Annotated in this window: 24 protein-coding genes; 11 read left to right on the top strand and 13 right to left on the bottom strand. The window is 45.8% G+C overall.

The features are described from left to right. Window positions 1-40: 40 nt before the first annotated feature. Both K7G97_RS03400 and K7G97_RS03395 read left to right on the top strand, forming a co-directional pair. Window positions 41-1,882 carry a GGDEF domain-containing protein gene (locus tag K7G97_RS03400; RefSeq protein WP_223041381.1) on the top strand — a complete coding sequence of 614 codons (1,842 nt, stop codon included), beginning with the start codon at window positions 41-43 and terminating at the stop codon, window positions 1,880-1,882. A gap of 10 nt (window positions 1,883-1,892) precedes the next feature. Continuing rightward, the gene (locus tag K7G97_RS03395) at window positions 1,893-3,680 is read left to right on the top strand and encodes a GGDEF domain-containing protein (RefSeq protein ID WP_223041380.1); all 1,788 of its coding nucleotides are present in this window, start codon (window positions 1,893-1,895) and stop codon (window positions 3,678-3,680) included. 56 nt (window positions 3,681-3,736) lie between these two features. On the opposite strand, the gene K7G97_RS03390 is transcribed toward K7G97_RS03395, so the two are convergent. Genes K7G97_RS03390 through K7G97_RS03380 form a run of 3 tightly spaced genes read right to left on the bottom strand, consistent with a single transcriptional unit; the run spans window position 3,737 to window position 6,007 of the window. Continuing rightward, complete coding sequence (locus tag K7G97_RS03390; protein WP_023467267.1) at window positions 3,737-4,381, bottom strand: hypothetical protein; 645 nt, start codon at window positions 4,379-4,381, stop codon at window positions 3,737-3,739. Next, window positions 4,378-5,550: a DEAD/DEAH box helicase gene (locus K7G97_RS03385; RefSeq protein ID WP_023467266.1), complete on the bottom strand. Its 1,173-nt coding sequence runs from the start codon at window positions 5,548-5,550 to the stop codon at window positions 4,378-4,380. The genes K7G97_RS03390 and K7G97_RS03385 overlap by 4 nt, the downstream gene beginning before the upstream one ends. 28 nt (window positions 5,551-5,578) lie before the next feature. Next, complete coding sequence (locus K7G97_RS03380) at window positions 5,579-6,007, bottom strand: hypothetical protein (protein ID WP_058704982.1); 429 nt, start codon at window positions 6,005-6,007, stop codon at window positions 5,579-5,581. 339 nt (window positions 6,008-6,346) lie between these two features. Here K7G97_RS03380 and pflB point away from each other — a divergent pair, with 339 nt between their 5' ends. The 4 genes from pflB to abc-f all read left to right on the top strand — a co-directional run bounded on the left by pflB (window position 6,347) and on the right by abc-f (window position 11,325). Further along, window positions 6,347-8,596, top strand: coding sequence for a formate C-acetyltransferase (gene pflB, locus K7G97_RS03375; protein WP_223041379.1), 2,250 nt, complete (start codon window positions 6,347-6,349; stop codon window positions 8,594-8,596). A 34-nt stretch (window positions 8,597-8,630) separates the two neighbouring features. Beyond that, on the top strand, window positions 8,631-9,350 hold the full coding sequence (pflA, locus tag K7G97_RS03370) for a pyruvate formate-lyase-activating protein (protein ID WP_223041378.1): 720 nt from the start codon (window positions 8,631-8,633) through the stop codon (window positions 9,348-9,350). A gap of 86 nt (window positions 9,351-9,436) precedes the next feature. After that, on the top strand, window positions 9,437-9,604 hold the full coding sequence (locus K7G97_RS03365) for a hypothetical protein (RefSeq protein ID WP_158408684.1): 168 nt from the start codon (window positions 9,437-9,439) through the stop codon (window positions 9,602-9,604). 20 nt (window positions 9,605-9,624) lie between these two features. After that, complete coding sequence (abc-f, locus tag K7G97_RS03360) at window positions 9,625-11,325, top strand: ribosomal protection-like ABC-F family protein (RefSeq protein ID WP_223041377.1); 1,701 nt, start codon at window positions 9,625-9,627, stop codon at window positions 11,323-11,325. A gap of 72 nt (window positions 11,326-11,397) precedes the next feature. On the opposite strand, the gene rsgA is transcribed toward abc-f, so the two are convergent. Beyond that, window positions 11,398-12,447, bottom strand: a complete 1,050-nt coding sequence (rsgA, locus tag K7G97_RS03355; protein ID WP_262415789.1) for a ribosome small subunit-dependent GTPase A — start codon at window positions 12,445-12,447, stop codon at window positions 11,398-11,400. A gap of 274 nt (window positions 12,448-12,721) precedes the next feature. On the opposite strand from rsgA, the gene K7G97_RS03350 reads away from it, so the two are divergent. From K7G97_RS03350 to K7G97_RS03330, 5 genes are read left to right on the top strand one after another with little or no spacing between them, the layout of a single operon-like run. Then, entirely contained in the window at window positions 12,722-13,099 is a 378-nt protein-coding gene (locus tag K7G97_RS03350; RefSeq protein ID WP_223041376.1) for a lmo0954 family membrane protein, read from the top strand. A gap of 51 nt (window positions 13,100-13,150) precedes the next feature. Next, complete coding sequence (locus tag K7G97_RS03345) at window positions 13,151-13,768, top strand: PspA/IM30 family protein (protein ID WP_029340865.1); 618 nt, start codon at window positions 13,151-13,153, stop codon at window positions 13,766-13,768. A gap of 59 nt (window positions 13,769-13,827) precedes the next feature. Next, window positions 13,828-14,547: a cell wall-active antibiotics response protein LiaF gene (gene liaF / locus K7G97_RS03340; protein ID WP_029340864.1), complete on the top strand. Its 720-nt coding sequence runs from the start codon at window positions 13,828-13,830 to the stop codon at window positions 14,545-14,547. Further along, the gene (locus K7G97_RS03335; RefSeq protein WP_034785901.1) at window positions 14,544-15,569 is read left to right on the top strand and encodes a sensor histidine kinase; all 1,026 of its coding nucleotides are present in this window, start codon (window positions 14,544-14,546) and stop codon (window positions 15,567-15,569) included. Before liaF ends, K7G97_RS03335 begins: the two co-directional genes overlap by 4 nt. Further along, on the top strand, window positions 15,566-16,195 hold the full coding sequence (locus K7G97_RS03330) for a response regulator (protein WP_023467256.1): 630 nt from the start codon (window positions 15,566-15,568) through the stop codon (window positions 16,193-16,195). The genes K7G97_RS03335 and K7G97_RS03330 overlap by 4 nt, the downstream gene beginning before the upstream one ends. A gap of 290 nt (window positions 16,196-16,485) precedes the next feature. Here the strand turns inward: K7G97_RS03330 and K7G97_RS03325 are convergent, their stop codons facing one another. The 9 genes from K7G97_RS03325 to deoD all read right to left on the bottom strand — a co-directional run bounded on the left by K7G97_RS03325 (window position 16,486) and on the right by deoD (window position 24,907). Then, window positions 16,486-18,177, bottom strand: a complete 1,692-nt coding sequence (locus tag K7G97_RS03325) for a b(o/a)3-type cytochrome-c oxidase subunit 1 (RefSeq protein ID WP_223041375.1) — start codon at window positions 18,175-18,177, stop codon at window positions 16,486-16,488. Window position 18,178: 1 nt separating this feature from the next. Then, entirely contained in the window at window positions 18,179-18,649 is a 471-nt protein-coding gene (locus K7G97_RS03320; RefSeq protein ID WP_223041374.1) for a cytochrome c oxidase subunit II, read from the bottom strand. Window positions 18,650-18,661: 12 nt separating this feature from the next. Continuing rightward, entirely contained in the window at window positions 18,662-18,775 is a 114-nt protein-coding gene (locus K7G97_RS03315; protein ID WP_023467253.1) for a hypothetical protein, read from the bottom strand. A gap of 221 nt (window positions 18,776-18,996) precedes the next feature. Continuing rightward, window positions 18,997-19,710, bottom strand: a complete 714-nt coding sequence (locus tag K7G97_RS03310; protein WP_231884726.1) for a Crp/Fnr family transcriptional regulator — start codon at window positions 19,708-19,710, stop codon at window positions 18,997-18,999. 160 nt (window positions 19,711-19,870) lie between these two features. Beyond that, a complete protein-coding gene (locus tag K7G97_RS03305) occupies window positions 19,871-21,025 on the bottom strand; it encodes a CDP-glycerol glycerophosphotransferase family protein (protein ID WP_223041373.1) in 1,155 nt (384 codons plus the stop codon). Window positions 21,026-21,078: 53 nt separating this feature from the next. After that, the gene (gene tagD, locus K7G97_RS03300; RefSeq protein WP_050678243.1) at window positions 21,079-21,468 is read right to left on the bottom strand and encodes a glycerol-3-phosphate cytidylyltransferase; all 390 of its coding nucleotides are present in this window, start codon (window positions 21,466-21,468) and stop codon (window positions 21,079-21,081) included. 16 nt (window positions 21,469-21,484) lie between these two features. Continuing rightward, a complete protein-coding gene (locus K7G97_RS03295) occupies window positions 21,485-22,654 on the bottom strand; it encodes a CDP-glycerol glycerophosphotransferase family protein (RefSeq protein WP_223041976.1) in 1,170 nt (389 codons plus the stop codon). A gap of 62 nt (window positions 22,655-22,716) precedes the next feature. Then, window positions 22,717-24,099, bottom strand: a complete 1,383-nt coding sequence (locus K7G97_RS03290; protein ID WP_214728510.1) for an aldehyde dehydrogenase — start codon at window positions 24,097-24,099, stop codon at window positions 22,717-22,719. A 100-nt stretch (window positions 24,100-24,199) separates the two neighbouring features. Beyond that, window positions 24,200-24,907, bottom strand: coding sequence for a purine-nucleoside phosphorylase (gene deoD, locus K7G97_RS03285; protein ID WP_023467244.1), 708 nt, complete (start codon window positions 24,905-24,907; stop codon window positions 24,200-24,202). Window positions 24,908-24,910 lie beyond the last annotated feature (3 nt).

The raw sequence follows: 24,910 nt of genomic DNA, 5'->3' as shown, positions 1-24,910 counted from the left end.
ATTTCATTTTCATGGAAGGCTTGCGAAAGGAGGAGTTCCGGTGAAACGGATCGTTCAAAACATCTACCCTACCGTCGCATTCTACTTAGTTGTCACGTACACCCTGCTCTGGCTATTACCACAAGATCGCTCGTTACAACTTTCAGCGATCATTAGTCTAGTCGGTTCTTTCGTCATTTTCCTACTTAGTCAATCGAAGGCTTTCAAACAATCTTCCATTCCATATAAATGGTTATCGGTCGCCTTTTTCTCGTATTTTCTAGGCGATTTCCTCAATATGATCGGTCGTCTTTTTCAATGGAACGCTGTTAACCTGAACGTCTTACTGGATTTGCCTTACACGGTTCATTTAACGATGATGGTCATCTTCTTATTTCGGCAGTTGGATTTGACTTTGTTTCAAAAACAAAAATTATTGATTCTTGATTCTTTAACATTGTTCACTGTATCAATGATTGCTGGATACATCGCTATTTTCCGCTTTGTCCCCTCTTATACTAGAACGGTACTCGAGCAAATCAGTTGGACCTTCTATGCCTTCTTGACGATTCTGTTGACGCTGTTCTTTTTCTTACTTTATGCTTCTGGACTAAAGCGAAACGTATCGAGATTAGGGTTCCTCTTCCTAGTACTCGGAACGTTCGTGCTCGGTATGACGAACTTTATTTTTTATACGTTGTTATTAAACGGTGAACCGCGAATAGCTGGTTTATTGCTTCCGCTATACCCACTCAGCGGACTCTTCATCCTTGCCTTCATGAATACTCGCGCTCTTCCCATCAGTCATGAACAACAAGCAACTCTTATTCGGGTCGAAACACTTACGCGTTCCTTGATGTCGTACATCTTATTATCTGTACTGATTCTCTATATTACATTCTTCCCTGTCTCCCAAACCTTTTTCTCACTTTCCGTCGGCATTACGTTTTTATTATTTTTAACACGACAGCTTTTTTCATATCAGGAAAATCTGCGGTTGTTAAAGGAAACAACAGCACTGCAAACGAATCTAGAAGACATCGTCCATCAAAAGACAGCACTCTTACAGTTACGCGAAAAAGAACTAACGTCGCTTTTTCTATCTTATCCAGAAGTTGTTCTTGAAATCGATGCTACGTATCAGATTCGATCTGTCAATCCAGCTGCTGTCGAAGCTGGATGGAGCGATTTACCGCTCGGACCGAGCCAACGGCTGCAACTCGATCGACTCATTCCATTACTTCAACAAGCGCAGCTGATTTATCCCTCTCACTTGCTACATGTACCGGCTACGGAGGAACATCCGGAAATCTTTTTGAATACGACAATCATCGATATCCCGGATCAACAACGCTATTTCGTCATCTTGGCGGATATCACGGAAGATTATCAACAGGAAGTATGGCTAGAACGTATGGGGTACCATGATTCGCTCACGCATTTGCCAAACCGGCGTTACTTCGAGGAACAACTTTATCTGACTCTGCCGACGTTAGAATACGGCTCCTTACTATTCATTGATTTAGACGGTTTCAAACAAATCAATGACACTTATGGGCATGATGTTGGTGACCTCGTGTTACAAGAGACGGCGAGCCGCCTTCAATCGATGACGACGTCAACTGATCTCGTTGCACGTCTTGGAGGAGATGAGTTCTTGATCTTCATTCAGGCATCTGCTTCGGAAACACGCCAGTTTGCCGAACACGTTCTCGAAGTTCTAAATCATCCGTTCTACATCCAGACACATACGCTTCAAGTCACACCATCAATCGGAATTTCCTTATACCCTGAAGATGGTAAAAGCTCTGAACAATTATTGATTCGAGCAGATGAAGCCATGTACCATATTAAGAAGACCGAAAAAAACAATTTTTTGTTCGCTACTCAAATTAAACGTTAGGAGGGAGTCCATGCTTAAATCGAACTATTTCATCCGTTGGTTTCCTGCCATGCTCGTCATATCTTTTGCTCTAATGATCCTTGCTACATGGACTCCTTCCATCTCTAATCGGATCGTTGAACAAGTACTACAGTATGCCTCTCTTGGATTGATTGCTTACTTTATTCTTACTGCTTATCGTAAGGAACAAACATTGGTCGTACCCAGACGAAAGTTTTGGCTGATCGCTTTAGGATCACTGGTTTTATCCTGCATCGGTTCCGTTCTTGAGACGTTACATTTCTTCGATCAAGACTTTCCAGTTCCATCTATTTATAGCCTAATTTTATTTTCAATATCTCATTACGTATTCTTATACGCGATTTTTTACCGAATCATCACAAAACGGACACTCGGACAACACGTGCTCGCTTTCGTTGATGCCGCGATCATCGTTGTTTTCATAGCACTTGTTGCGTTTCATGTCCTCAATGAATTGACAAATCCGGGACTGCAAACTGTTCCTTATGCCATCATCGTCATTACGAATACATCACTCGGTTTATTCGTCTTCTTCTATTTCACGTTCATTCAAGAAACTCATTGGGTATCAAGGATGGCATTATTCTTATTGTTCTTATCCATTTTCATTCGCGGTATCTACGAAGTCTCAAGTGTTTATTTCCCGGACTTCTCAGCAAATTATCTATTGTTTTTCCCGATCTTGATCCGTTTGGCGCAAAGTGCAGCTATTTTATGGCATATTGATCATATTGAAGAAGGAACCACTCGAACGAAGGTCATTCCCCGTTCCTGGCTCCCTCTACTGGCCGTTCCTTTATTCATTCACTATATGGTGGAACAAGAAGGCGGGAAGCTCGATATCTTCATCATTTTAGTTTTACTAATCATTCGACAAATCTTGATTGCTCGTCAGCATAGGTTGATCGTTGCACAATTACACGAACGGAATGAACAACTCGCTTCACGCATCGAACACCGCAAACAACAAATCAAAGATAGTGAACAGCAAGTCATTCCACTCTTTCTCGGTCATCCTGACCCGATGATTCGACTCGATCAATCTGGAACGGCACTATACGCAAATTTAGCTGCCCAACGTCTGTTTCATTTACCCGACATGACGATTGAACATATACCTCGTACGATGCGTCACTTATTAGAAACACTTGAGACAGATATCGATGAGTATGAAGATGAACAACACAGAAAGTATGAGATCATTGATATTCCGATTCAGATTGCTGCCACCTCGATGGGACGTTTCACGATTTTACATGACGTCACTGAACGAAAGCTCCGGCAAAAAAGGATCGAATACCACGCCTACCATGACGCCTTGACAAGTATCGGAAACCGTCGTTCGTTGGAGCGAGATTTTTCAAACCGTCTTCCCGAGATGAATTATCTCGCCTTAGTCGACTTAGATGGATTTAAACAAGTCAATGATACGTATGGTCACGAGGCAGGTGATTATGTCTTGATTGAGGTCGCGAAGCGCTTGAGCGAACATATGAATTCTTTAGAATCCGTATATCGCCTCGGTGGAGATGAATTCGCGATTCTCTTACACGCCGATGATGAACTATCCTTACGACGGAAATGTAAGACCTTTTTACAGTTTTTAAGACGTCCTTATGTCTACAAAGGACAATCTTTATTTGTTTCTGCAAGCATCGGTGTGACCGCGTGCCATAAGGCTGATCTTGAAACATGCTTAAAGCAAGCCGACCTTGCCATGTATCGCGTGAAACATCGGGATAAAAACGATGTTGCCCTATATCGAGCAGATTCATGAAAAAAACCTAGAATACGTTGACCATAATCAGGTCATGTATTCTAGGTTTTTTTCGATTATTCTTCTGGTCTCGGTGCAATATTGCCTTCTTCGATATCGAGGAGTAAGTCAATCAATTCCGCACAAAATTCTGGATACTGACGAAGCAACGCGTCTTCTCCTACTTCATCCACGAAGTCCGTCAACAAAGCGAGGACTTCTGGTACCAGTGCGCGCGCTACTTTCATATAGGCAATCGCAAAGCGCCATTTCCCAGAAATGTAGAGCAGTTTCCCAATCAACAAATCACCAGGTTCGACTTCAATCTCAGACAAATCCGTTTGATACGTCTGTTTTGACATTAAATCAACGACACCATCCGCCTCGACTTGAAACAACGAAGGCATCGGGTCCGCTAATCCACGCAAGGCGCGGTAGAGACTAGGCGATAACTCTTCTTTGACCTGCTCAAGAAAACGACCGTGCGGCGTTTTTCCTTGATCATCCGTCTCATAGAAGATTGCCCAATCTACAAATAAGTCCCGGAACAATTCAGCATCTTTTAAATACCAACGTCCCTCCGTCGCAATCTCTTCAATGAAAGCGACCCAATCCGTACTACGCGCTGTCGCTGCTTCTTGATACATCTTCTTCAAGGCTGCATTCATTTCCGCTTCAGAAACCGTCGTCGGAAACGGAATTACTTTTCGATCGTTCTTCATTTCGATCGCCCTTTCCGGTGAGGAGTAGCCGGTCGTTTAATCGTCTGAGGTGCTGTGAATTCACGTTTTGGAATGACTTCCCCACGGTAAATTTCCATCGCTTCCATCTCGACTCCCATTTGCTTCGCAAGTGTTTTTAAGTGTTTTAAGTCTTGATCTGTCACAAGAGCAAGTACCATTCCGTTCGCGTTTCCACGTCCCGTCCGACCTGAACGGTGTACGAAATCGTCAAGCGACTCCGGCAAATCATAATGGACGACATGCGTGACTGCTTCGATATCTAGACCACGTGCAGCAAGACCTGTCGTGACGAGTAACGGAAACTCTCCCTTTTTATAAGAACGTAACGTCTCCATCCGCTCTCGTTTTCCTTTTTCAGCATCTAAAATCCGGTATTTCAATGAGAATTTACTCAACTCGCCATTCAATGGTCCGAGGAAGGAACGGTTATTGATGAATGTCAGTACTTTTGATCCTTGCATGTTCGCCAGGCGACGTAACAACTCCGGCTTCTGACGACGTGAAGTCTCCAAATAACCGAATGTCACTTGGGTGCTGACGGCACGCTCAACCCGAATCGTCTCAGGGTTGTTTGCAAGCGTCCGTCCCCATTCTGCTGTCCGTTCCGGCAATGTCGCGGAGACGAATGCCAGTTGTCGATCGCGTAGTGCACTGTTTGCGATTCGCGTCGCCGAGTCACTCATACCACTCTCATAGATTTGATCCGCTTCGTCCAAGACGATCAATTTCACCTTATGCATTTTCAGCTTCTTCGAATCGATCAACTCCACGAGACGCCCAGGTGTACCAACAATGATTTGTGGTTTTTTCTTCAATCGTTCATATTGTCGTTTTAATTCAACACCACCAATGAATGCACCGGATTTGATACCACTTCCTTGAGCAAACAATTGAATGACTTGATGAATTTGCATGACGAGTTCCCGTGTGGGTGCCGTGATCACGACTTGTACGTGTGGTTCTTCTACTTCAATCTTTTCTAAAGCTGGAATGACATAAGCAAGCGTCTTCCCTGTTCCTGTTGGCGCTTCAGCCAGGACATCTTTTCCTTCGCGCAACAACGGAATCGCTTGTTCTTGAACAGGCATCAACTCGGTAAAGCGTGCGCGTTCCCATGCTTCCTGTAAAAATGGTTTTGTAAAGTTCATAACGATTTCTCCTACTCTCTTAATTCCATCATGCCGTTACGTATTCGACATGATCTCCTGATGCATCACGGTATCCCCGTAATGTCTGTGTATATTCATTTCCTGCGTCGAGCAATCGAATGTGGAAGCGAATCTCGCCTTCACCGGCTTCTTCTTCTAAAATTTCGAATCCTTGGATGACACGATCCTGTAATTCTGCAGCGAGTGCCGGGTACTCCGCAAGACTCGCATACGTCGCTTTTACGTCAACCGGACGACGAACAAGCGCAATCCAATACGATTCATCATAGCCGATAAAGTCTTCATAATCAAAATCATCTTCAAACCGAATCCAGAATCCATCATTTTCGAATTCCGTGATCATTCCCGTTCGCGTTGAACCGTCCGATCCGATTTTCAGCGAGACCCAGTCTCCTGACTGATACTCTCCTTGTTGTGTTAATGATACATACTCCATTTGGCACACCTCCACGTTCTGTATTCCCTTTTTCATTGTCAACGATACGTCTTAAAAATACAAGGCACCGTAGCGTGACATTCCTCACAGTTTCAACTGTTCTAGTGAATCTTTTTCAAATCAACTCATACAGTTTCCAAAAAACCTTGGATTAGCAACACTAAACTGTTTTTTCTGAACTATGTTTATATGAATACAGAAATAAAGAAAGCCCGTCATATCAACGTTTGTTCACTTGTTAAAACATTCACATGAACGTAAAGGGAATCGCCCTTTGCTTTTGTTACACTATTCACATAAGGAACTGATCATTAGCTCAATATTAAAGGAGTGGTATCCATGTTATTAGAAAAAACGAGTGCTTGGACGAACTTTACGTCTGGTGAATGGGTAAAGACGATCGATGTCGCAGACTTCATCCGACTCAATCGCACGGAATATACAGGAGATGATCACTTTTTAGTCGGTCCGACGCAAGCGACGGAACAGCTCTGGCAACAAATTCTACAGCTGACGAATGAAGAGCGACAACGTGGTGGTGTATATGCCGTCGATGCTAAAACACCATCAACGATCCTCTCGCATGATGCAGGGTATCTGAATCGCTCACTCGAAAAAATCGTTGGTTTACAGACAGACGAACCGTTTAAACGTTCGATTCATCCGAACGGTGGGATTCGGATGGTGAATGATGCCCTAGCTGCGTATGGCTTTGAAGCAGACGAGACCGTCACGAAAACTTTCAGCGAGTACCGGAAGACACATAACCAAGGGGTTTTTGATGCTTATACCCCTGAGATGCGCGCTGCACGTAAAGCCGGTATTATCACCGGATTACCTGATGCTTATGGTCGCGGACGGATCATCGGTGACTATCGTCGTGTTGCTTTGTACGGAACGGCACGCTTGATCGAAGAACGTAAGAAGGATTTAAAGGCACGTGGCGGATTCTTATCTGAATCGATGATTCGCGACCGTGAAGAGATGAATGAACAGTTGCGCGCATTAACGGAATTGACCGAGCTTGGAGCTCGCTATGGTTTCGATCTCTCCCGCCCTGCCGAAACAGCACAAGAAGCATTCCAGTGGGTCTATCTTGCCTATCTTGCTGCCATCAAAGAGCAAAACGGGGCAGCCATGTCACTCGGTCGAGTCTCGACGTTCCTTGATATTTATGTCGAACGTGATCTTGCGACTGGTCGTTTGACGGAAGAGACTGCACAAGAGCTCGTCGATCATTTCGTCATGAAGCTTCGGATTGTTAAGTTCTTACGGACACCAGACTACAACGATCTGTTCTCAGGTGATCCGACGTGGGTAACGGAATCAATCGGTGGAATGAGTGAAGATGGACGATCAAACGTCACGAAAAGTTCATTCCGCTTCTTACACACACTCTCGACACTTGGTCCGGCACCGGAACCGAATCTAACCGTTCTCTGGTCTACTCAGCTTCCACGCGGATTCAAGGAATTCTGTGCGAAGATGTCGATCGTTTCAAGCTCGATTCAATATGAAAACGATGATTTGATGTTACCGGTTTATGGAGATGATTACGGCATCGCTTGTTGTGTCTCCGCGATGAAGATCGGGAAACAGATGCAGTTCTTCGGTGCGCGAGCAAACCTGGCAAAAGCATTACTTTATACGATCAATGGCGGAATGGACGAGAAGCTCAAAATTCAAGTCGCCCCAGCAAGTCCATTGATGCTTGATGAAGTACTCGATTACGAAACCGTCATGGCGGCTTATGATCGTCAACTCGATTGGCTCGCAGAGCTGTACGTCAACACACTGAATGTCATCCACTACATGCATGATAAGTACAGCTACGAACGGATTGAAATGGCGTTACATGATCCGGAAATCTTACGGACGATGGCATGCGGTATCGCTGGTTTATCGGTCGTCGCTGACAGTCTATCTGCCATCCGTTACGCAACAGTTCGTCCAATCCGAGATGCAGATGGGATTGCAGTTGATTTCAAGATCGAAGGCGAGTTTCCGAAGTTCGGGAATAACGATGAACGGGTCGATCAGATGGCAGTCGATCTCGTCACACTGTTCATGGAGAAAATCCGTAAACATCCAACGTATCGCAATGCCCTTCCGACGCAGTCTGTCCTGACGATTACTTCAAACGTCGTCTACGGTAAAAAAACAGGAAATACGCCAGATGGACGCCGTGCGGGTGAACCATTCGCACCGGGTGCTAACCCGATGCATGGACGTGACACTAGAGGAGCTGTCGCCGCACTGACATCTGTCGGAAAATTACCATATGAACATGCGCTCGACGGGATTTCCTACACGTTCTCGATCGTGCCAAAAGCACTTGGTAAGGATGAAGCCACACGCATTCGCAATACAGTCGGATTACTTGACGGATATATGGGCGGTACGACGTCAAAAGGACACCATTTGAATGTCAACGTCTTTGACCGTGAGACGTTACTCGATGCCATGGAGCATCCAGAACAATATCCACAGTTAACGATTCGAGTATCCGGTTATGCCGTCAACTTCATTAAACTGACGCGTGAACAACAGATCGATGTCATCAATCGAACGTTCCACGGTTCTCTCTAAAATGATGTGTAGTATGTGAAAGGAAGTGAGCAGGATGACCTATGGTATGATCCATTCCGTTGAATCATGTGGAACAGTCGATGGTCCTGGCATTCGATTCATCGTCTTTACGCAAGGATGTCCACTACGATGTCAATACTGTCATAACGTGGATACATGGGAGTTCGGTTGCGGACGGCGTGTCTCAGCAGACGAAGTCGTAAAAGAAGCGATCAGCTATCGCTCCTTTTTCGAGGCCACGGGTGGCGGAATCACCTTCTCTGGAGGTGAACCGCTCGCTCAGCCAGAATTCTTGGAGGCTGCTTTAACAGAAGCAAAACGAAATGGACTGCATACGGTCATCGATACCGCGGGATCCGTCGTCCCGAAAAACATCGATGCGATTCTCGATGCGACGGATCTAGTACTGCTCGATATCAAACATATCGACGATGCCGCTTGTCGCGTCTTGACTGGACGGAGTAACGCCAATACACTCGCCTTCGCAAAACGCCTAGCCGAGCGAAACATTCCCGTCTGGATTCGCCACGTCCTCGTTCCAGGTATTACGATGTCAGAACATTTCCTCCGTCAGACCGGCGAGTTCATCCGGACGCTCGGAAACGTCGAGCGCGTCGAAGTACTCCCGTATCATCAACTCGGTGTCTATAAGTGGGAAAACCTCGGTCTTGCATATCCGTTAACTGATGTGCTTCCCCCTTCATCAGAAGAAACGGATACTGCGCAAACCTTACTTGAATCGTACTTGTGTTAACGTTTCCATTTTGTTACAATGACGGCATAGACTATGAACAGGAGGTACAACACCGAAATGAAGCAATCACTCGTACACGTCGCTTGATGAATGAAATCATCTCTTTCGCAATGCAGTTGCGGATGTCTGACGCTACGAGTCTGCTCTTTTTCGGTGTGACCAACCTCTGGCCAGCACCTTCTTTGAGTTACACTCCGGCACACCATCCGCTCGCTTCGGATGGTGTGTTTTTCATTTCATCTTATCGGAAATGAACACTAAAGGAGCTGCTTTTATGCCTACTGAAACACTTACGATCCAACACCTATCGATGGACTACGACGAACGACGTCTTTTCTCGGACGTTTCTTTTCATATTCATACCGGTGAACATGTCGCCTTGATCGGTCCGAACGGTATCGGAAAAACGACACTGTTACACTTGATCGCTGACCAACTTCAGCCGACTGACGGTTCGATCAAGCGTCATTACAAAAAACTCGGTCTACTATCACAACACTTCGTAGCGGGCGATCACACCGTTCTTGATGTCGTCGAACGAGCGGATGCGGTTCGTTATCAACTTCGCGCTAATGCCATGAATGGTGACTTGACGATCTATCAACAAGCACTCGATCAGGACGCCTTCTCGCTTGAAGCAGATGCAGCACGCGTCTTAAAAGAAGTCAAATTAGAGGAAGCACTCTGGACACACAAAGCATCCAGTTTAAGCGGTGGTGAACAGACGCGCCTCCAACTTGCCTGCCTGCTTCTGTCACGACCTGATTTCATCATTCTCGATGAACCGACAAATCATCTGGATCAAGAGACACTCGAATGGCTCACGGAATGGGTCAACATGTCACGGACCTCGATTCTCTACGTCTCACACGAACGATTCTTCATCGACGCAACGGCTGATGCCGTCATTGAATTATCCGAATCAGGGGCAACGCGATACAGCGGAAACTACCAGTCCTATAAAGAACAAAAGGAACATCAAGCTCTGTCGCAACAACGAGCGTACGAAAAACAAGAACGCACCCGTAAAGAGCTGACACGCATGATTCAAGGATACCGACAATGGCATCAAAAAGCCTCGAATCAAGCGAGTGAACGGGATCCGTATGCGAAAAAGAAGGCTGCTAAACATGCGACGAAGGTCAAGGCAAAAGAGCAGCAACTCGAGCGTCTACTCGAGGATCGTGTACAAAAACCACAGGTTGCACCGACTGTTCACGTCACATTCGAACATGAAGCGATTCGTGCGAAACGACTGATTTCGTTCGAACGTGTCTCATTCATGCATGAGACGAAACCGATCCTAAACGACGTTTCGTTTACGGTAGAACGTGGTGACCGAATTGCTGTCATCGGACCGAATGGAAGCGGGAAAACGACCTTACTGCGTCTCATCGAGGGCGAATATGCTCCTCATCAGGGGAACGTAATCCGTCATCCTCGATTGAAGACCGGCTATTTTTCACAAGCCCTCTCCCACTTACCGACATCCGGTACGTTGTTAGAGGCATTACTTGAGTACGGCACGATGAGTGAGACGGACGCCCGGACGTTGCTCGCCTGTTTTTTATTCCGTCGCGATGATGTTTACCGGTCGATTTCCGACGCTAGTATGGGTGAGAAATGTCGGATCGCTTTCTTACGTCTGTATTTTTCTGGTGCTCACTTGCTTATTCTCGATGAACCAACGAACTATTTGGACCTTGCGACTCGTGAACAAATCGAAGCCGCCCTCGATGTTTTCCCTGGTGAGCTCCTCTTCGTCTCTCACGATCGTTATTTTACCGATCGGCTGTCGAATCGGACGTTTGATTTAACGACTGGATTCAACGATCATCCGGTCGGAACGGCCACGGTACGAAACGCGCGCCGAAGTGACCCTGAAGCGATTCAATCCGACTTACATCGTCTTGATGCGTTGACGGGTAACGTGCCGTTCCATACAGAAACAAATGAATCACTTTCAAAAGAATAACGAGAAAAAAGCATCTGCATAGAAAAAGAGACTCCTTTTTCCGTTGCAGATGCTTTTCCTATTTCAGTCGTATTATCGCTTTTGATACTTCACTTTCGTATGCGCCTGGGCCTGCTTGTGGATTTTTTTCCACTTTTCTTTCTCCGCCGCCTGCAACGCCAAATTTTGCTTGCGTTCCGCATAAGCGATTTCTCGTTTTAGCTTGACGAAGCTATTCCAGCGTTCAGCAGTTAGTGTGCCATCTTCTAAAGCTGTCCGAACGGCACAGCCCGGTTCCTTATCATGTTCACAGTCTCGGAAACGACAGTTTTCAGCAAGCTCCTCAATATCGGAAAACGTCGACGATAAACCGTCACTTCCATCCCATAAGGCCAATTCTCGCATCCCCGGTGTATCAACGAGCAGTAGACCGTTCGATAGTCGTTTCAGTTCGCGATGTGTTGTCGTGTGACGTCCGCGTTCATCGTCTTCTCGTACGCCACCCGTCTCCATTAGCTGTTCTCCAGCTAAAGCATTGACGAGCGTCGACTTCCCGACGCCGGACGATCCAACTAACACGATTGTCTGCTTGATTTGTAACTGTTCACGCAACTCCTCTAATCCGTCGCCGGTCAAAGAATCAACGGCAAGGATTGGTGTTCCGAACGCAATCGCTTCGACAGCCTGCAGTTCCGTTTCAATCGACGGCATCAAACTTTTTTTCGTCAGGACGATGATTGGTGTCACCCCTGCATCCCAAGCAACCGTTAAATAACGTTCCAGTCGACGGACGTTGAAGTCATGTCCAAAAGCCATGACGAGCAAGGCAACGTCGACATTCGCGCAGATGATTTGTTCCTCGGTCTCCGTTCCTGCCGCTTTTCGGGAAAATTGAGAAGATCGTGGCAAGACACGCTCGATCCGTCCCTTCCCCGGTTCTCGTTCTGTTTGGATGATCCAGTCTCCAACCGCCGGCAATTCAGCTTTTGTTCCCGATTGAAAACGCAACTTACCAGACAGTTCGCTGAGCGATTCTCCTGTTTCCGTCATGACGCGATAGTGTGTTTGATAGACAGCTGTAATCCGTCCTAATCGTTCTGTTCCTGTCGTTTCGTAGACAGGTGGTGTACCCCATTCGTTCAAATGGTTTCCTCCTCTGATTTTAAGGGAGGGAAACCCCTCCCTGGTTTCCGACACATGTTACTTGATTTACGTTGATTGTTGCACTCATCAACATCACTCCTCTCGATTCGATTCCCTTATAGAGTATCACATGAATCATTGGTGCTGATAGCGCTTCCCTTAAAGTCAGACCTTCTCTCCGCCTTAAGCCCGAGAGCAAATACGGTCCAAAGAGTGTCGTCGGAATAAAAGGACTCCCGTATCATAAAGGTATCAACACAAGGGAGGCTTCCTCATGAAGCAATCGAAAGGAAAACAACTGGTGATGATTCTCGCCGGACTGGCGTTATTTGCCGTCGTCATCGGAACATTACCGCATATGATCGGACTTGGCTTAGGGGCGTTACTCGCGTTCTATTCGATCAGTAAGTTCATGCAATCGAACAAATGGCCAGCGAAACTCGGCTTCGGATTCCTAGCAGCCATCGGAATCGGACTTGCCCTCTCGAACATCTGGGCAGTCATCGGAATCGCAGCAGCCATCGCATTGTACGTCGGTTACATGCGTATAAAACTACAGCGTGTCAATGTTCAAGATCTCTTTAACCGTCGCCGTACATCAACGACACATTTCGAAGCAGACTGGAAAGACTTAGACGAAAAACGTTTCTAATCAAAATGTGTGACCCGATATCATTCGCCACTTTCAAGGAGGAATTTTTTCATGAAAAACGTATTTGATCAACTTAACGATTTTGCGACACAAATGATGACAGAAGTCAAAAAAGCAGCCGAACAGGGTGAAGTACCTGCTAAAAAGCTCGTTCGTCATATTCGATCTACAGAAGCTGATTTAAAAGAGATTGATCGACTACTCGAGCGTCAACGGACATTACTGCAAGAATTAACGCATAAACAAGAGGAAGCGAAAGATTTAGCCGATAAACGCTTCAAGCAAGTCGAAATCGCAAACGAAGCCGGTGAACAACAACTGGCTGAGCGTGCAGCCATCGAATCGAAGCATTACGGAGAGCAATACCGCTTCTTCGAAGAACTCGTCGCTGAGACGAAACGCGAGCTGAACGAATTGGAACGTGAAGCCCTCGAGTTGAAGTTAAAGCTCGAAGATTTACAGAACAAACGGTACGAATGGATGATGCGCGAAAACGTCTCGAACTTAAAAAACAAGATGAACCAGGTGCTAGATCGCGAACCAAATGCTACTATAAAAGAAGAAGCACATCCGTTCACGGCAGAAGAGCCTGAAGCAAAACAACCAGCCGTTGATGAAGATGATATCGATGCGCGTATCGCTGAACTCGAGCGTCGCATTCACCAATAAGCAATTAATGATGAAGGAGGCGTATGCCTCCCTTTGTCATGTTAGAAAGGAGATTGATCGTGCGACGATTAAGTACGAAACAACTGGTCGGTTACGTATCGATCCTGTTCGCCCTCGGTCTGTTCTATGACCTACTGTCCGGTGCAGGAAATGTCTTGTTTGGTGTCTTATTTCCGTTCCTGCTGTATTATGTCGGGATTCATTTCCGACGACGTAATCATGAAAAATTAGCAATCCTCTTCTACATCGTCGGTACGATCATTCTTGCTGGCGTCGTCCTTAGTTCGGCTGCCATCGGTTTTGTCATTGCTGGTATCTTGCTCTATCTTGGGATCATTCTCGTGACACGACATTCTGTTCGCGAATTTTTATTTTCACGGATTGCTCCGCATCAATATGAAGAGGAAGGGATCAAGATTCAACCCGCTTACTCCTTCTCGACTCAAGCCGATGCACCGTACGTCTTACAGGATTTGAGCGAACAGTTCATCGTCAAGGATTTAGAAATCGATTTGACGCACGCTTACGTCCCGGAAGGTGAGACATTGATCGTCGTCAGTGGTGTCGTCGGGGACGTCCGAATTCTTTTACCGTCCGGCTATGACTATACACTCGACACGTCAATCGGCTTCGGAAGCGTCAAGACGGACATCCGCCGGATTCCGACTTTCTTTAATCGACGTATTCAATTCCGGGCACCAGAATACGGTGAAGCGACGCGTAAGGTTCGCATTCATGTCATGCTCGGTATTGGCAACGTGGAGGTGTCTTCGATATGAAGCGTGATCAATTCCCGCTTGGTGTCATTGCCCTCCAAGTCATGACGGGCTTTTTGACGGCTGTCATGACAACGTTGTTATTCTTAAGTACACGACAAGTCGATTGGCATGTCCTATTCGTCCGTCAACAAGATTTCCCTGTCCTTCTACTCGTTATCGGACTCTCGTTATTACTACCGCTTGCCATCGGTAGCATGCATTACTTTTTCTTACGACGTGACTTCAAACGTGTCACGACTGCCATCATTGAACTAGAACAAGGAAAAGATGTGACGATCGTTCCGGGTCCCTACTTTCATACGTTGACGCGCTTGTCGCGGATTGGAAAACGTATCGACGAACAAGTCGAGACCGTCCAAAAAATCAGTACACGTCCGCAACATGTTGAACAAGTAAGAGTTCAAGCCGTCACGGAAGAACGAAAACGACTCGCACGTGATTTACACGATTCCGTTTCGCAACAGCTCTATGCCATCTCCATGATGACGACAGCAGCTAAACAGACGATTCTGTCTCAACCTGAAGCTGCTGCCAAACAGATTGAGATGGTCGAGACGATGGCGCAAACGGCGCAGTCTGAAATGCGCTCCCTCTTACTTCAGCTTCGCCCTGTCGAACTCGAAGGAATGACGTTACAACAAGGACTTTCTCAACTGCTCGAAGAATTATCTAGAAAGCAGTCCACACAATTGAGTTGGAAGTTAGAAGAAATGTCACTTCCACGACAAATTGAAAACGAGTTATTCCGGATCGTTCAAGAAGGATTGACGAATGCATTACGTCACGCGAAAGCGTCTCATATGGATATCGAACTCCGACAATTCAACGAAACGATCATTCTGAGCATGAATGATGATGGTGTTGGATTCGTCGTTGATGAAAAAAAACTTGCCTCTTATGGCATTAATTCGATGCGGGAACGGACGGCTGAGATGGGCGGAACGATTCGTCTCGTCAGCGTTCCGGGACAAGGAACCCAAATCGAAGTCAAACTTAGAAAAGATCGGATGGTGCAAGTATGATACGCGTATTATTAGTAGATGATCACGAGATGGTCCGGGCCGGTGTGTCTGCTTTCCTTTCCACACAACCAGACATCGAGGTCGTCGCCGAAGCGTCGGATGGTCAAGCAGGAGCCTTGCTTGCGCTTGAACATCGACCGGATGTCATCTTGATGGATTTAGTAATGGAACCAGTCGATGGTGTCGAAGGAACGCGACTGATCCGTAAAGACTGGCCGGAAGCAAAGATTCTCGTCGTGACAAGTTTTCTTGATGATGAGAAAGTCTATCCTGTCATTGAAGCCGGTGCGATGAGTTATGTCTTAAAAACGGCTAGTGCCTTTGACATCGCAGAAGCGATTCGCAAGACGGCAAACGGTCAATCCGTCATGGCAGCACAAGTGACTGGTAAAATGATGGAGCGTCTTCGTCGTCCTACGACACACTTACATGATGATTTGACGGAACGTGAGCAGGAAGTTCTTCAATTGATGGCTCGTGGTATGGCGAACCAAGAAATCGCAGACGAATTATTCATTTCCTTAAAAACCGTTAAAACACACGTCTCGAACATCTTATCGAAACTCGATGTCGTAGACCGTACACAAGCTGTCGTCTATGCCTTCAAGCATAATCTCGTCAAATAAGATTTAGCCCTTCATTACTTATTCCTTAAGCTCACGCAAATAAGAGGCTGACTCAAAAGTCAGTCTCTACAAAGATAAGGGAGGCAGATTGATGATCTGCCTCCCTTATCTCGTAATAAAAAGAATGACGCGTCACACGCAACTCCTACAGGAAAAACGCATTTATGCGTTGTCAGAGACGAACAAGACCCGCTTTCCTGCTTAAATGAAGCAGGAAAACTGGCTTGTGTCTCGCCTGAGGAAAGTGCGTGTACAGACGCGTCATTCTTTTTTTGAAGCCCCTTATTGTCTTACCAGAGTCTCCATCCGGGAGCGCCTGGAGGGGCATTTTCAATCATATGCCAAATCGGCACCGTGTATGCAAACGCAATCAAAGCGAACGTTACGAAAATCCATAACTTCCAATTTTCAAAGAAGAATGGCGTTGCCATCGCTTCTTCTTCCGTTTCAGCAATCGGAAATTCTTCCGTTCCTTTTGGCGCTCGGAATGCAAGTTGGAACATCGCATAGAGGAATAGCAGAATCGAGATGAATAAAATCGTTCCGCCGATCGCCATTGCGACATGATATGGAATCCAGTCAGCGACGATTGAATCCTTGAAGTAGGTGGCTGGTCCCGTCCGTCGTGGATTACCGAGTAATCCTGAGATGTGCATCGCCGTCGACATGAAGAGCATTCCGATCGTCCAGGCAGCCGTTTGGATGAGTCCAAGACGATTCATTGCTGCTGTTAACGTTCGACCACGTAAGAGCGGGACAAGCCAGTAGGCTGTTCCGAAGAACGTCAGTGCGACGGCGGCACCGACCGTGATATGAAAGTGTCCCGTGACCCACAATGTGTTGTGAACGATGATGTTCAGCTGATGCGATGCATTAATGACACCACCTGCACCTGCTGGAATGAAGAATAACATCCCGATGAATGGTGCAAGGAACCGGACATCGCGATATGGCATTTTCTTCACCCAACCAAATATGCCAGTTGCTCCCTTACGGCGACCCGCTAGCTCGAATGTCGCAAACATCGAGAAGGCAGTCATCAATGATGGGATGATGACGAGGAATGTCAAGACGACTTGGACATACTTCCAAAAAGCAGAAATCCCCGGCTCTAACAATTGATGGTGAAATCCAACAGGGAACGAAAAGAGTAGGAATAACAAGAACGACATGCGTGCTAACGCGTCTGAAAAAATCTTCCCACCAACAATTTTTGGAATGACCGTATACCAGACGATGTAGGCAGGTAATAACCAGAAATAGACGAGTGGATGACCAAAGTACCAAAATAGCGTTCGGGACAGCTCGATTCCGACCTTATCTGTCCAACCAAGAGATAAAGGAAGGAGTTGAAAGAGAATCGTTGCTGCTACGCCGAGTGTCGCAACCACCCACAACAAGGCAGTCATGATGCTCATGTAGGCTTGAAGCGGTGGATGAACGCCAGGGTGTTCCCGCTTGTAATCAGCATACATACGGAACATCGCACCAGACGCGATCCACGTTCCAACGACGAAGATGACGAGTCCGATATAAAATACAGGATGTGCCTTGAGTGGTGCATAGAATGTATAGAGGACGGAAGCTTCACCTGCAAGCACCATCCACGTGACGAGGACGACACCAAGAATCATGAACCAGAACCCGACCCATCCGAGACGTCGCGGAAACTCTTCGAAGCGTCCGAACGATTGACCTAAAAATGAGAACAATAATCCAAAAATGAATAACGTCGTAAAGACGATGGCAAGCATCAATCCGTGTGCAGTCAGAAGCTCATAGTATCCGATTCCAGCGATTTCTGGAATGACACCTGTCCGTACCATCGTTTGTAGTAATCCACATAGACCACCGATCAATAAGGCGACAAGTGAAAAACTAACATGTGCGAAGGCCAGTTTTGCTTCCTTGACTCCGATGACGGTAGCGGGTAGACCACGCTCCATCTCGAACTGTCTTAGTTTGTTTGAAATAGCATTCATCTTATTCCACCACCTTGATTTTCGTTGTCATCATATGATGAGCATTTCCACAGTATTCATTACAGACGACGAGATACTCGCCAGCCTCTTTGAACGTATACTCAATCGAATTGATATGACCGGGAACGACCATCATGTTGACGTTCGTCTTAACGATTTCGAATCCATGAACGACGTCCTTCGATGTCACGAGAAAATCGACCGTCGCCCCTTTAGGTATGACCATATCTTTTGGTGTAAACTGAAAAGCTTGTGAAACGATGACCGCTTCGTATCGATCATCATCAATCTTTTTTAGTCCTGGCTTATCAAACGGTTTCGTCTGATCGACTTTCGTCGGATCAATCAATGTCGCATCGGATGGTGGTTGATTCCCCGATGCAAAAGCGGATACACCGATGATGGTCAAGAAGACCGCTAGCATCGCTACTCCGAAGATCAGCCAGATTTTTTCTAAACGATGAATGTGCATCGTGACTCCTCCTTAACGTGATATGAACAATAGAAAGATTGAACTCCACATCCCGATGATGACACCTGCTACGATCAGGACGGCAACGAATGTTCCTTTTAGGTTCGATTCTGTCTTTTGACTCATCGTGATTACTCCTTTCCTACTCTGAACTTGTCTTTATTGTAAGAATTCAGCAAGTCTGGAAACTGTGATAAATATCACTTTAAATATGAAAATTCCGCACTTTTTATTTCGAAAACACACAGAAAGTTCACATCTAAACAAGCATAGAAAAAACTTTTATACACAAAAATAACGCGAGACAGGAAAGTCCTGTTTCGCGTCGGGATGATTCGTACATCTTATTAAATTCGACAAACCCCTGCTGGACACCCTTCACAATGACACAGATCCCGTAGATATTGCGGATCGTGAATGATGATTTCTTTTGCTGTCATCGAAATGACCCCTTCTTTTTTCCACTGAGAAAACATACGATTAACGGTTTCACGTGGTGCACCGATCAATTGACCAAATTCACCGTCGGATGGTCGCTTCGCAAGACGATACGTTTCTCCTACTTGTTCCCCTTCCATCGCAATCAAGCGAAGTAACGTCGAAGCTAATGCCCCTGGTTTTCCAAACAGTAGTAAGTCACGTAATTTCGTTTCCGTTTGCTTCCGCATTAATGCTTGCCATCGCATGATCTCAAGCGCAAAGGCACCATCTTTTTTCATGAGCTCTTCTAATTGGTTTTTCGATAAGAATCCGATGATGCTATCTTCCATCGTTTCAATACTGTAAGAACTCGGAAAAGCTTCTCCCACATCAAATTCGCCAAACAAATCTCCTTTGAAATATAAAAACATGAGTAATGGACTGCCTTTTTTCGTCAACTTCGATAGCTTGACGCCTCCTTGTTTCACATAAAACAACTTATCGTTCATTTCCCCTTCCCAACAGACAATGGAATCCTTTTTGAACGTCGTTTCTGTCATGAAGCTCTCAAGCAACGTTCGCGTTTCGGGTGATAAGACGAACGTATTGGCTTCAGTCGTTCCACAAGTTAGCATATCCATTTCTCCTCTCCTCTTCTTCTGCTTTTAGTATAGAACATCACAGTCGAAAAGAATGGATTTTCAAAAGATTGTCAAACTTTGTTCAACATTTCACATTATTATTTTTAAAATGACCTGACGACTACTTTTAAGAATACAAAAGGAATCGTCAGGAGTGATGTCATGGATTTATATCATAGTAATGATCAACAATTCGATTGACTGCTTGACCCGGCGTCTGATCATACCAGTTCTGTTGGAACTTCTGCATGTGTTGACGACATTCTTCAAGTATCACATCAGACGTGATCCACTCCATCAACTGCTCCATCCGTTCTGTCTGGCGGACAGGTAGCGGTTGCGGATACTGATCCACGAGCCCTGGTAGTTGTCGGTATGTGTCGATGTCCGGTGTATACAAGAACGCTGGAATGTTAAGGAGACAGCTTTCAAATGGAATCGAAGAATAATCAGTTACGAGCACATCAGTGATCAGCAAGTAATCATTGATCTGATACGTATCGTCCAAAAGATGGATGTGGCTAGAACGATAGGTAGAAAGAGACCGAATCGTTGGATGTAATTTAACGAGAATCGTCCATCCCGCTTGAGCAAGTCGTTCGAACTGTTGAATCGTATGATCTTCTGTCCCTTTGTATTCCCGGTATGTCGGTGCATACAATAAGATCCGACGATCAGTCTTTGCGTATTGTTTTCTTAATTCCAGTGTTTTCTGTTTTCGTTGCTCCTCATCAAACCAATAGTCCGTTCGTGGCATGCCGAATGGTTTAAAATGAGATCGTTTTAAGTCGTGTGGTGCCATGAACTGTGTCGCACAGCGCATCCCTGGCACGATGAAATCACCATATTCCTGATAAACACGTCGAAAACGATTTCGTACTCGCTCCGATACGAACAGACTTTTGGAGGAGGTCAGTCCAAACTGCTTTAATGTTCCTGCCGCATGCCATAGCTGGATACGTCGTGTTCCTCGTCGCGTTGTTGCGACACTGAATTCTGCGACATAATTATCGACGAAGACCGTCCGGGAGGTCGCAAGCAAATACGCTAACCGAACGAATCGTAAACGACGAAAGCGAAGAGTCCGATCTGACTTCCACAGATCCGGCTGCTTCATGAAATGATGATCATATACCAGATACCGTTTCTCACTTGGCAATTCCTGCGCTAAGCGATCATTAACAGGTTTTGCGTTATCACCATACGTCATCCAAAACAAAGTGACTGGTCGAAGCGGTAGCCATCGAAAGACACCATAACAAATACGAAACAACAATAAATAGACCCATACGATTCCTTCTCTAACCACTTTCATCCTGCCCTTCTACGAAGAAAGACCGCACGTCGATCGTGTGGTCTCCTCTTCAATCACTTCGAAGCTAATTCCGTTTTAATCTGGCTTGTAGAGATGCCTTCAGTCCGACTGAGGTAAACGACTTCACAGTGCTCTTTCAAGAAGTCGAACTCGCCTTTCCAGTCGTCACCCATGACGAAGAGATCAACATCATGTTTTTTCACATCTTCTACTTTTTGATCCCAGCTGTTTTCTGGAATAACTTCATCCACATAACGGATGGCTTCAAGGATCATCTTCCGATTCTCAAAGTTATGGTAAGACTGTTTATGTTTTAAACGATTGAATTCGTCTGTCGAAATCGCGACGATGAGGTAATCGCCCATCTCTTTTGCGCGTTTCAAGATGTTGATATGACCCCAGTGCAGTAAATCAAATGTTCCGTACGTAATAACCTTCTTCATGGTTTTGCTCTCCCTTTTATCCGTAAATTCTCTTTATGATCGTCTTCATCGCCCGTTCTGAAGCCTGCCCATCATCCCATTGACAATACGTCTCTTGGAACGCTCGGAATGCTGACGCATACCGTGTGTGCCAATCATCCAACTGATTCAATTCTTCAAATAGTGCTGTCTCAGTGGATAATAATGGTCCCGGTGCCTCCTGTTCAAAATCGAAGTAAAATCCGCGCAACTGATCGCGATAATGTTCTAAGTCATACGTATAGAATAAAATCGGACGCGATAAATGCGCAAAATCGAACATGACAGAAGAATAATCCGTGATCAAAGCGTCTGACGCCATATAGAGCTCCGCGATATCCGGGTAGTCCGATGCATTTCGAACGGATGGATAAGCAGTGACGTCGAGACGACTTCCGACTAAATAGTGCATTCGAATAAGCAGGACATATTCATCCCCGAATCGCTTTTCAAATTCTTCTAACGAAAAGGGCAGCTCAAATGAATATTTCCCTTGACCTTCGAACGCATTATCTCGCCAAGTAGGTGCATACAGCAAGACTTTTTTCGAAGAATCAATCTCATAGTGGCGATAAACCGTTTCTTTGATTTTAGCATGCCGTGCCTCTTGATAAAATATATCATTTCGAGGGTATCCAATTTCTAGCATCTCACCTTCAAAAGCAAATGCCCGCCGAAAGATTGAACTAGAGTAGGCATTCGGGGAAATTAAGCCGGACCATTTTGCAGTCTCTTGCTTAAATCCTTGCTTGTACCGCTCCGTCGTCGTATTCGCCATTTGGACATCATCCATATCAAGCGCGAGCTTTTTGAGCGGTGTGCCGTGCCATGTTTGGAGATAATACGTTTTTTTCGGTTTGATCAACCAACTCGGTAACCGACTGTTTGATACCCAGACCCGTGACGTCGCGAGCAAATAAATCCAGCGAAACGTCAACCGATCTACCGTCTTGACGTCTGGCGGAAACGTAACACCTCGTTGTTTACTAAAAATCAACTCACATTCCGGATGCATCGTACGCATCAATTCGTAGATGGCACGCGGACTGTCACTATATTGCTTTCCGAGAAAACTCTCGAAAAGGACTCGATTTGATTTTTGTGGCAACCACGTAAAGACTTTCATGATGGTTCGCAGACTGCGTTCAATCAAGCCTGTTCGTTTCATCCACTGTTTTACTTGATCTTTCAAGTGAAGAGCTCCTTCTTAAGTCAATTAATCACAGCTCATCATAACAAAAAGCGCATCCATTTGGAATTGCTATTTGTTCGCATGTAGCGGAAAGGTAAATCGAACGCCGTCGTGTTTTTGACGATTCCTTTACGATGGCTGAACGTCTCGAAACTATACTTGCCATGATATCCACCCATGCCACTCGCCCCGACTCCACCAAATGGTAGATGATGCTGTGCGACGTGCATTAATGTGTCATTGACACATCCGCCACCGAATGAAATCCGTTCAAGGATACGATGTTCGACGGCTTTGTTCTCTGTGAACAGATAAAGTGCAAGCGGCTTATCACGATCGTTAACGAACGCGATGACCTCTTCGACTTCACGGTATGTCAATACCGGCAAGATCGGTCCGAAGATTTCGTCTTGCATCAATGGAGCATCCACCGCTACATTCGTCATGACAGTCGGCGCCATCTTACGCGTTTCCGGATCCACTTGTCCACCGAATTCGATCGTCCCTTGCGACAAGTAACTGCTAAGGCGATTCAGATGATCGTCCGATACGATTTTGACGTAGGATGAGACGCCGACGCCATTCCCGTACTGTTTGAAGGCTTCTTCTTCAATCAACTGCAAGAAACGTTCTTTGACGTCTTCATGGATCAATACGTAATCCGGGGCAATACATGTTTGTCCGGCATTCAGCCATTTTCCCCATGCGATCCGCTTCGCTGCTAGACGAAGATCCGCATCCTTGTGAACGATCGTCGGTGATTTCCCACCCAGTTCAAGTGTGACCGGTGTTAAATGCTTCGCCGCAGCCTGATGCACGATTTTTCCGACGCGTGTGGAACCCGTAAAGAAGATATAATCAAAACGCTCGTTTAGTAAAGCGCTACTGACTTCAGCATCTCCTTCTATGACGATTCCGAATCGTTCATGGAATGCCGTTTCAAAAACTTCTCGTAATACACGAGAGACGTTCGGTGTCAGTTCGGATGGTTTAAGGACGACCGTATTCCCCGCTGCAATCGCACCAATGACCGGAGCAAGTGCCAGCTGGAAAGGATAGTTCCATGGCGCGATGACAAGAACGTTGCCATAGGGTTCGTACTGGATTTCACTTTTTGAGCCGATATGCAGAAGCGGTGTTGCAACACGCTTTGGACGTGCCAGTCGACGGAGTTGTCGCTCCATCCGTTGAATCTCTCCATAAACGAAACCGATTTCCGTCGTAAAAGCATCATGCTGTCCTTTATTGAGATCTTGTTTTAATGCCTCATAGATCGCGGCTTCATGCGTTTCAATCGCTTGGCGTAAGAACGTCAGCATGCTTAAGCGAAAAGCTAGACTACGTGTTGCACCTGTTTGGAAAAAGTGACGCTGTGTCTCAAGGCGCTCTGAAAGCACTGTCTCTGTCATCGTTGTCTCCATCCGAGAATCTCCCCTTTAACTGATCTATAACACTGCCTTTATCTTACCATATCTCTTTTTCGATATGAAAAAAGACGGAGAGGCTTCTCCGTCTTACTTCTTATAATTGAATCGCTGTCTCGAGCGCGACTTTCATCATATCGTTGAATGTCGTCTGGCGCTCTTCCGATGTCGTTTCTTCACCTGTCAACAGGTGATCTGAAATCGTCAAGATCGTCAGTGCGTTTACTTTATGTTTTGCTGCAAGTGTGTAAAGACCTGCCGCTTCCATCTCGATCGCGAGGCATCCGAAATCTGCCCATTTTTTGAAGTGATGGAAATCATCTTGATAGAACTGATCCGTCGTGAAGATTTGACCAACTTTTGCATCGATACCTTGTTCTTTGGCTGCTGTATATGCTTTATGCAACAGATCAAAAGAAGCTGTTGGTGCATAGTCTAGTCCATTAAAACGAACACGGTTCTGTGCCATGTCATGCGAAGCGCTCATCGCGATGACGACGTCACGAACTTTAACGTCTGGCGTGATCCCACCGGCAGTTCCGACACGGATCAAGTTCTTCGCACCGTATGACTGAACGAGTTCGTTCGCATAGATTGACATCGATGGTACACCCATACCTGTTCCTTGAACAGAGACTTTTTTCCCTTTATAAGTACCTGTGAAGCCATACATTCCTCGAACTTCGTTATAAAGAACGACATCCTCTAAAAACGTCTCGGCGATGTATTTAGCACGTAATGGATCTCCTGGAAGTAAGACCGTTTCGGCGATTTGTCCTTCAGCTGCGTTAATGTGTACACTCATGTA

This window comes from Exiguobacterium acetylicum (assembly GCF_019890935.1).
Lineage (GTDB): Bacteria > Bacillota > Bacilli > Exiguobacteriales > Exiguobacteriaceae > Exiguobacterium_A > Exiguobacterium_A abrahamii.
This window is presented reverse-complemented; position numbering and strand designations above follow the sequence as displayed.

What these genes read in the sequence shown, in the direction of transcription:
- K7G97_RS03395 (WP_223041380.1), top strand. Translation starts at nt 1,893, where the DNA reads ATGCTTAAATCGAACTATTTCATCCGTTGGTTTCCTGCCATGCTCGTC.
- K7G97_RS03390 (WP_023467267.1), bottom strand. Translation starts at nt 4,381, where the DNA reads ATGAAGAACGATCGAAAAGTAATTCCGTTTCCGACGACGGTTTCTGAA.
- K7G97_RS03385 (WP_023467266.1), bottom strand. Translation starts at nt 5,550, where the DNA reads ATGAACTTTACAAAACCATTTTTACAGGAAGCATGGGAACGCGCACGC.
- K7G97_RS03380 (WP_058704982.1), bottom strand. Translation starts at nt 6,007, where the DNA reads ATGGAGTATGTATCATTAACACAACAAGGAGAGTATCAGTCAGGAGAC.
- pflB (WP_223041379.1), top strand. Translation starts at nt 6,347, where the DNA reads ATGTTATTAGAAAAAACGAGTGCTTGGACGAACTTTACGTCTGGTGAA.
- pflA (WP_223041378.1), top strand. Translation starts at nt 8,631, where the DNA reads ATGACCTATGGTATGATCCATTCCGTTGAATCATGTGGAACAGTCGAT.
- K7G97_RS03365 (WP_158408684.1), top strand. Translation starts at nt 9,437, where the DNA reads ATGAATGAAATCATCTCTTTCGCAATGCAGTTGCGGATGTCTGACGCT.
- abc-f (WP_223041377.1), top strand. Translation starts at nt 9,625, where the DNA reads ATGCCTACTGAAACACTTACGATCCAACACCTATCGATGGACTACGAC.
- K7G97_RS03350 (WP_223041376.1), top strand. Translation starts at nt 12,722, where the DNA reads ATGAAGCAATCGAAAGGAAAACAACTGGTGATGATTCTCGCCGGACTG.
- K7G97_RS03345 (WP_029340865.1), top strand. Translation starts at nt 13,151, where the DNA reads ATGAAAAACGTATTTGATCAACTTAACGATTTTGCGACACAAATGATG.
- K7G97_RS03335 (WP_034785901.1), top strand. Translation starts at nt 14,544, where the DNA reads ATGAAGCGTGATCAATTCCCGCTTGGTGTCATTGCCCTCCAAGTCATG.
- K7G97_RS03330 (WP_023467256.1), top strand. Translation starts at nt 15,566, where the DNA reads ATGATACGCGTATTATTAGTAGATGATCACGAGATGGTCCGGGCCGGT.
- K7G97_RS03325 (WP_223041375.1), bottom strand. Translation starts at nt 18,177, where the DNA reads ATGAATGCTATTTCAAACAAACTAAGACAGTTCGAGATGGAGCGTGGT.
- K7G97_RS03320 (WP_223041374.1), bottom strand. Translation starts at nt 18,649, where the DNA reads ATGCACATTCATCGTTTAGAAAAAATCTGGCTGATCTTCGGAGTAGCG.
- K7G97_RS03315 (WP_023467253.1), bottom strand. Translation starts at nt 18,775, where the DNA reads ATGAGTCAAAAGACAGAATCGAACCTAAAAGGAACATTCGTTGCCGTC.
- K7G97_RS03310 (WP_231884726.1), bottom strand. Translation starts at nt 19,710, where the DNA reads ATGGATATGCTAACTTGTGGAACGACTGAAGCCAATACGTTCGTCTTA.
- K7G97_RS03305 (WP_223041373.1), bottom strand. Translation starts at nt 21,025, where the DNA reads ATGAAAGTGGTTAGAGAAGGAATCGTATGGGTCTATTTATTGTTGTTT.
- tagD (WP_050678243.1), bottom strand. Translation starts at nt 21,468, where the DNA reads ATGAAGAAGGTTATTACGTACGGAACATTTGATTTACTGCACTGGGGT.
- K7G97_RS03295 (WP_223041976.1), bottom strand. Translation starts at nt 22,654, where the DNA reads ATGAAACGAACAGGCTTGATTGAACGCAGTCTGCGAACCATCATGAAA.
- K7G97_RS03290 (WP_214728510.1), bottom strand. Translation starts at nt 24,099, where the DNA reads ATGGAGACAACGATGACAGAGACAGTGCTTTCAGAGCGCCTTGAGACA.
- deoD (WP_023467244.1), bottom strand. Translation starts at nt 24,907, where the DNA reads ATGAGTGTACACATTAACGCAGCTGAAGGACAAATCGCCGAAACGGTC.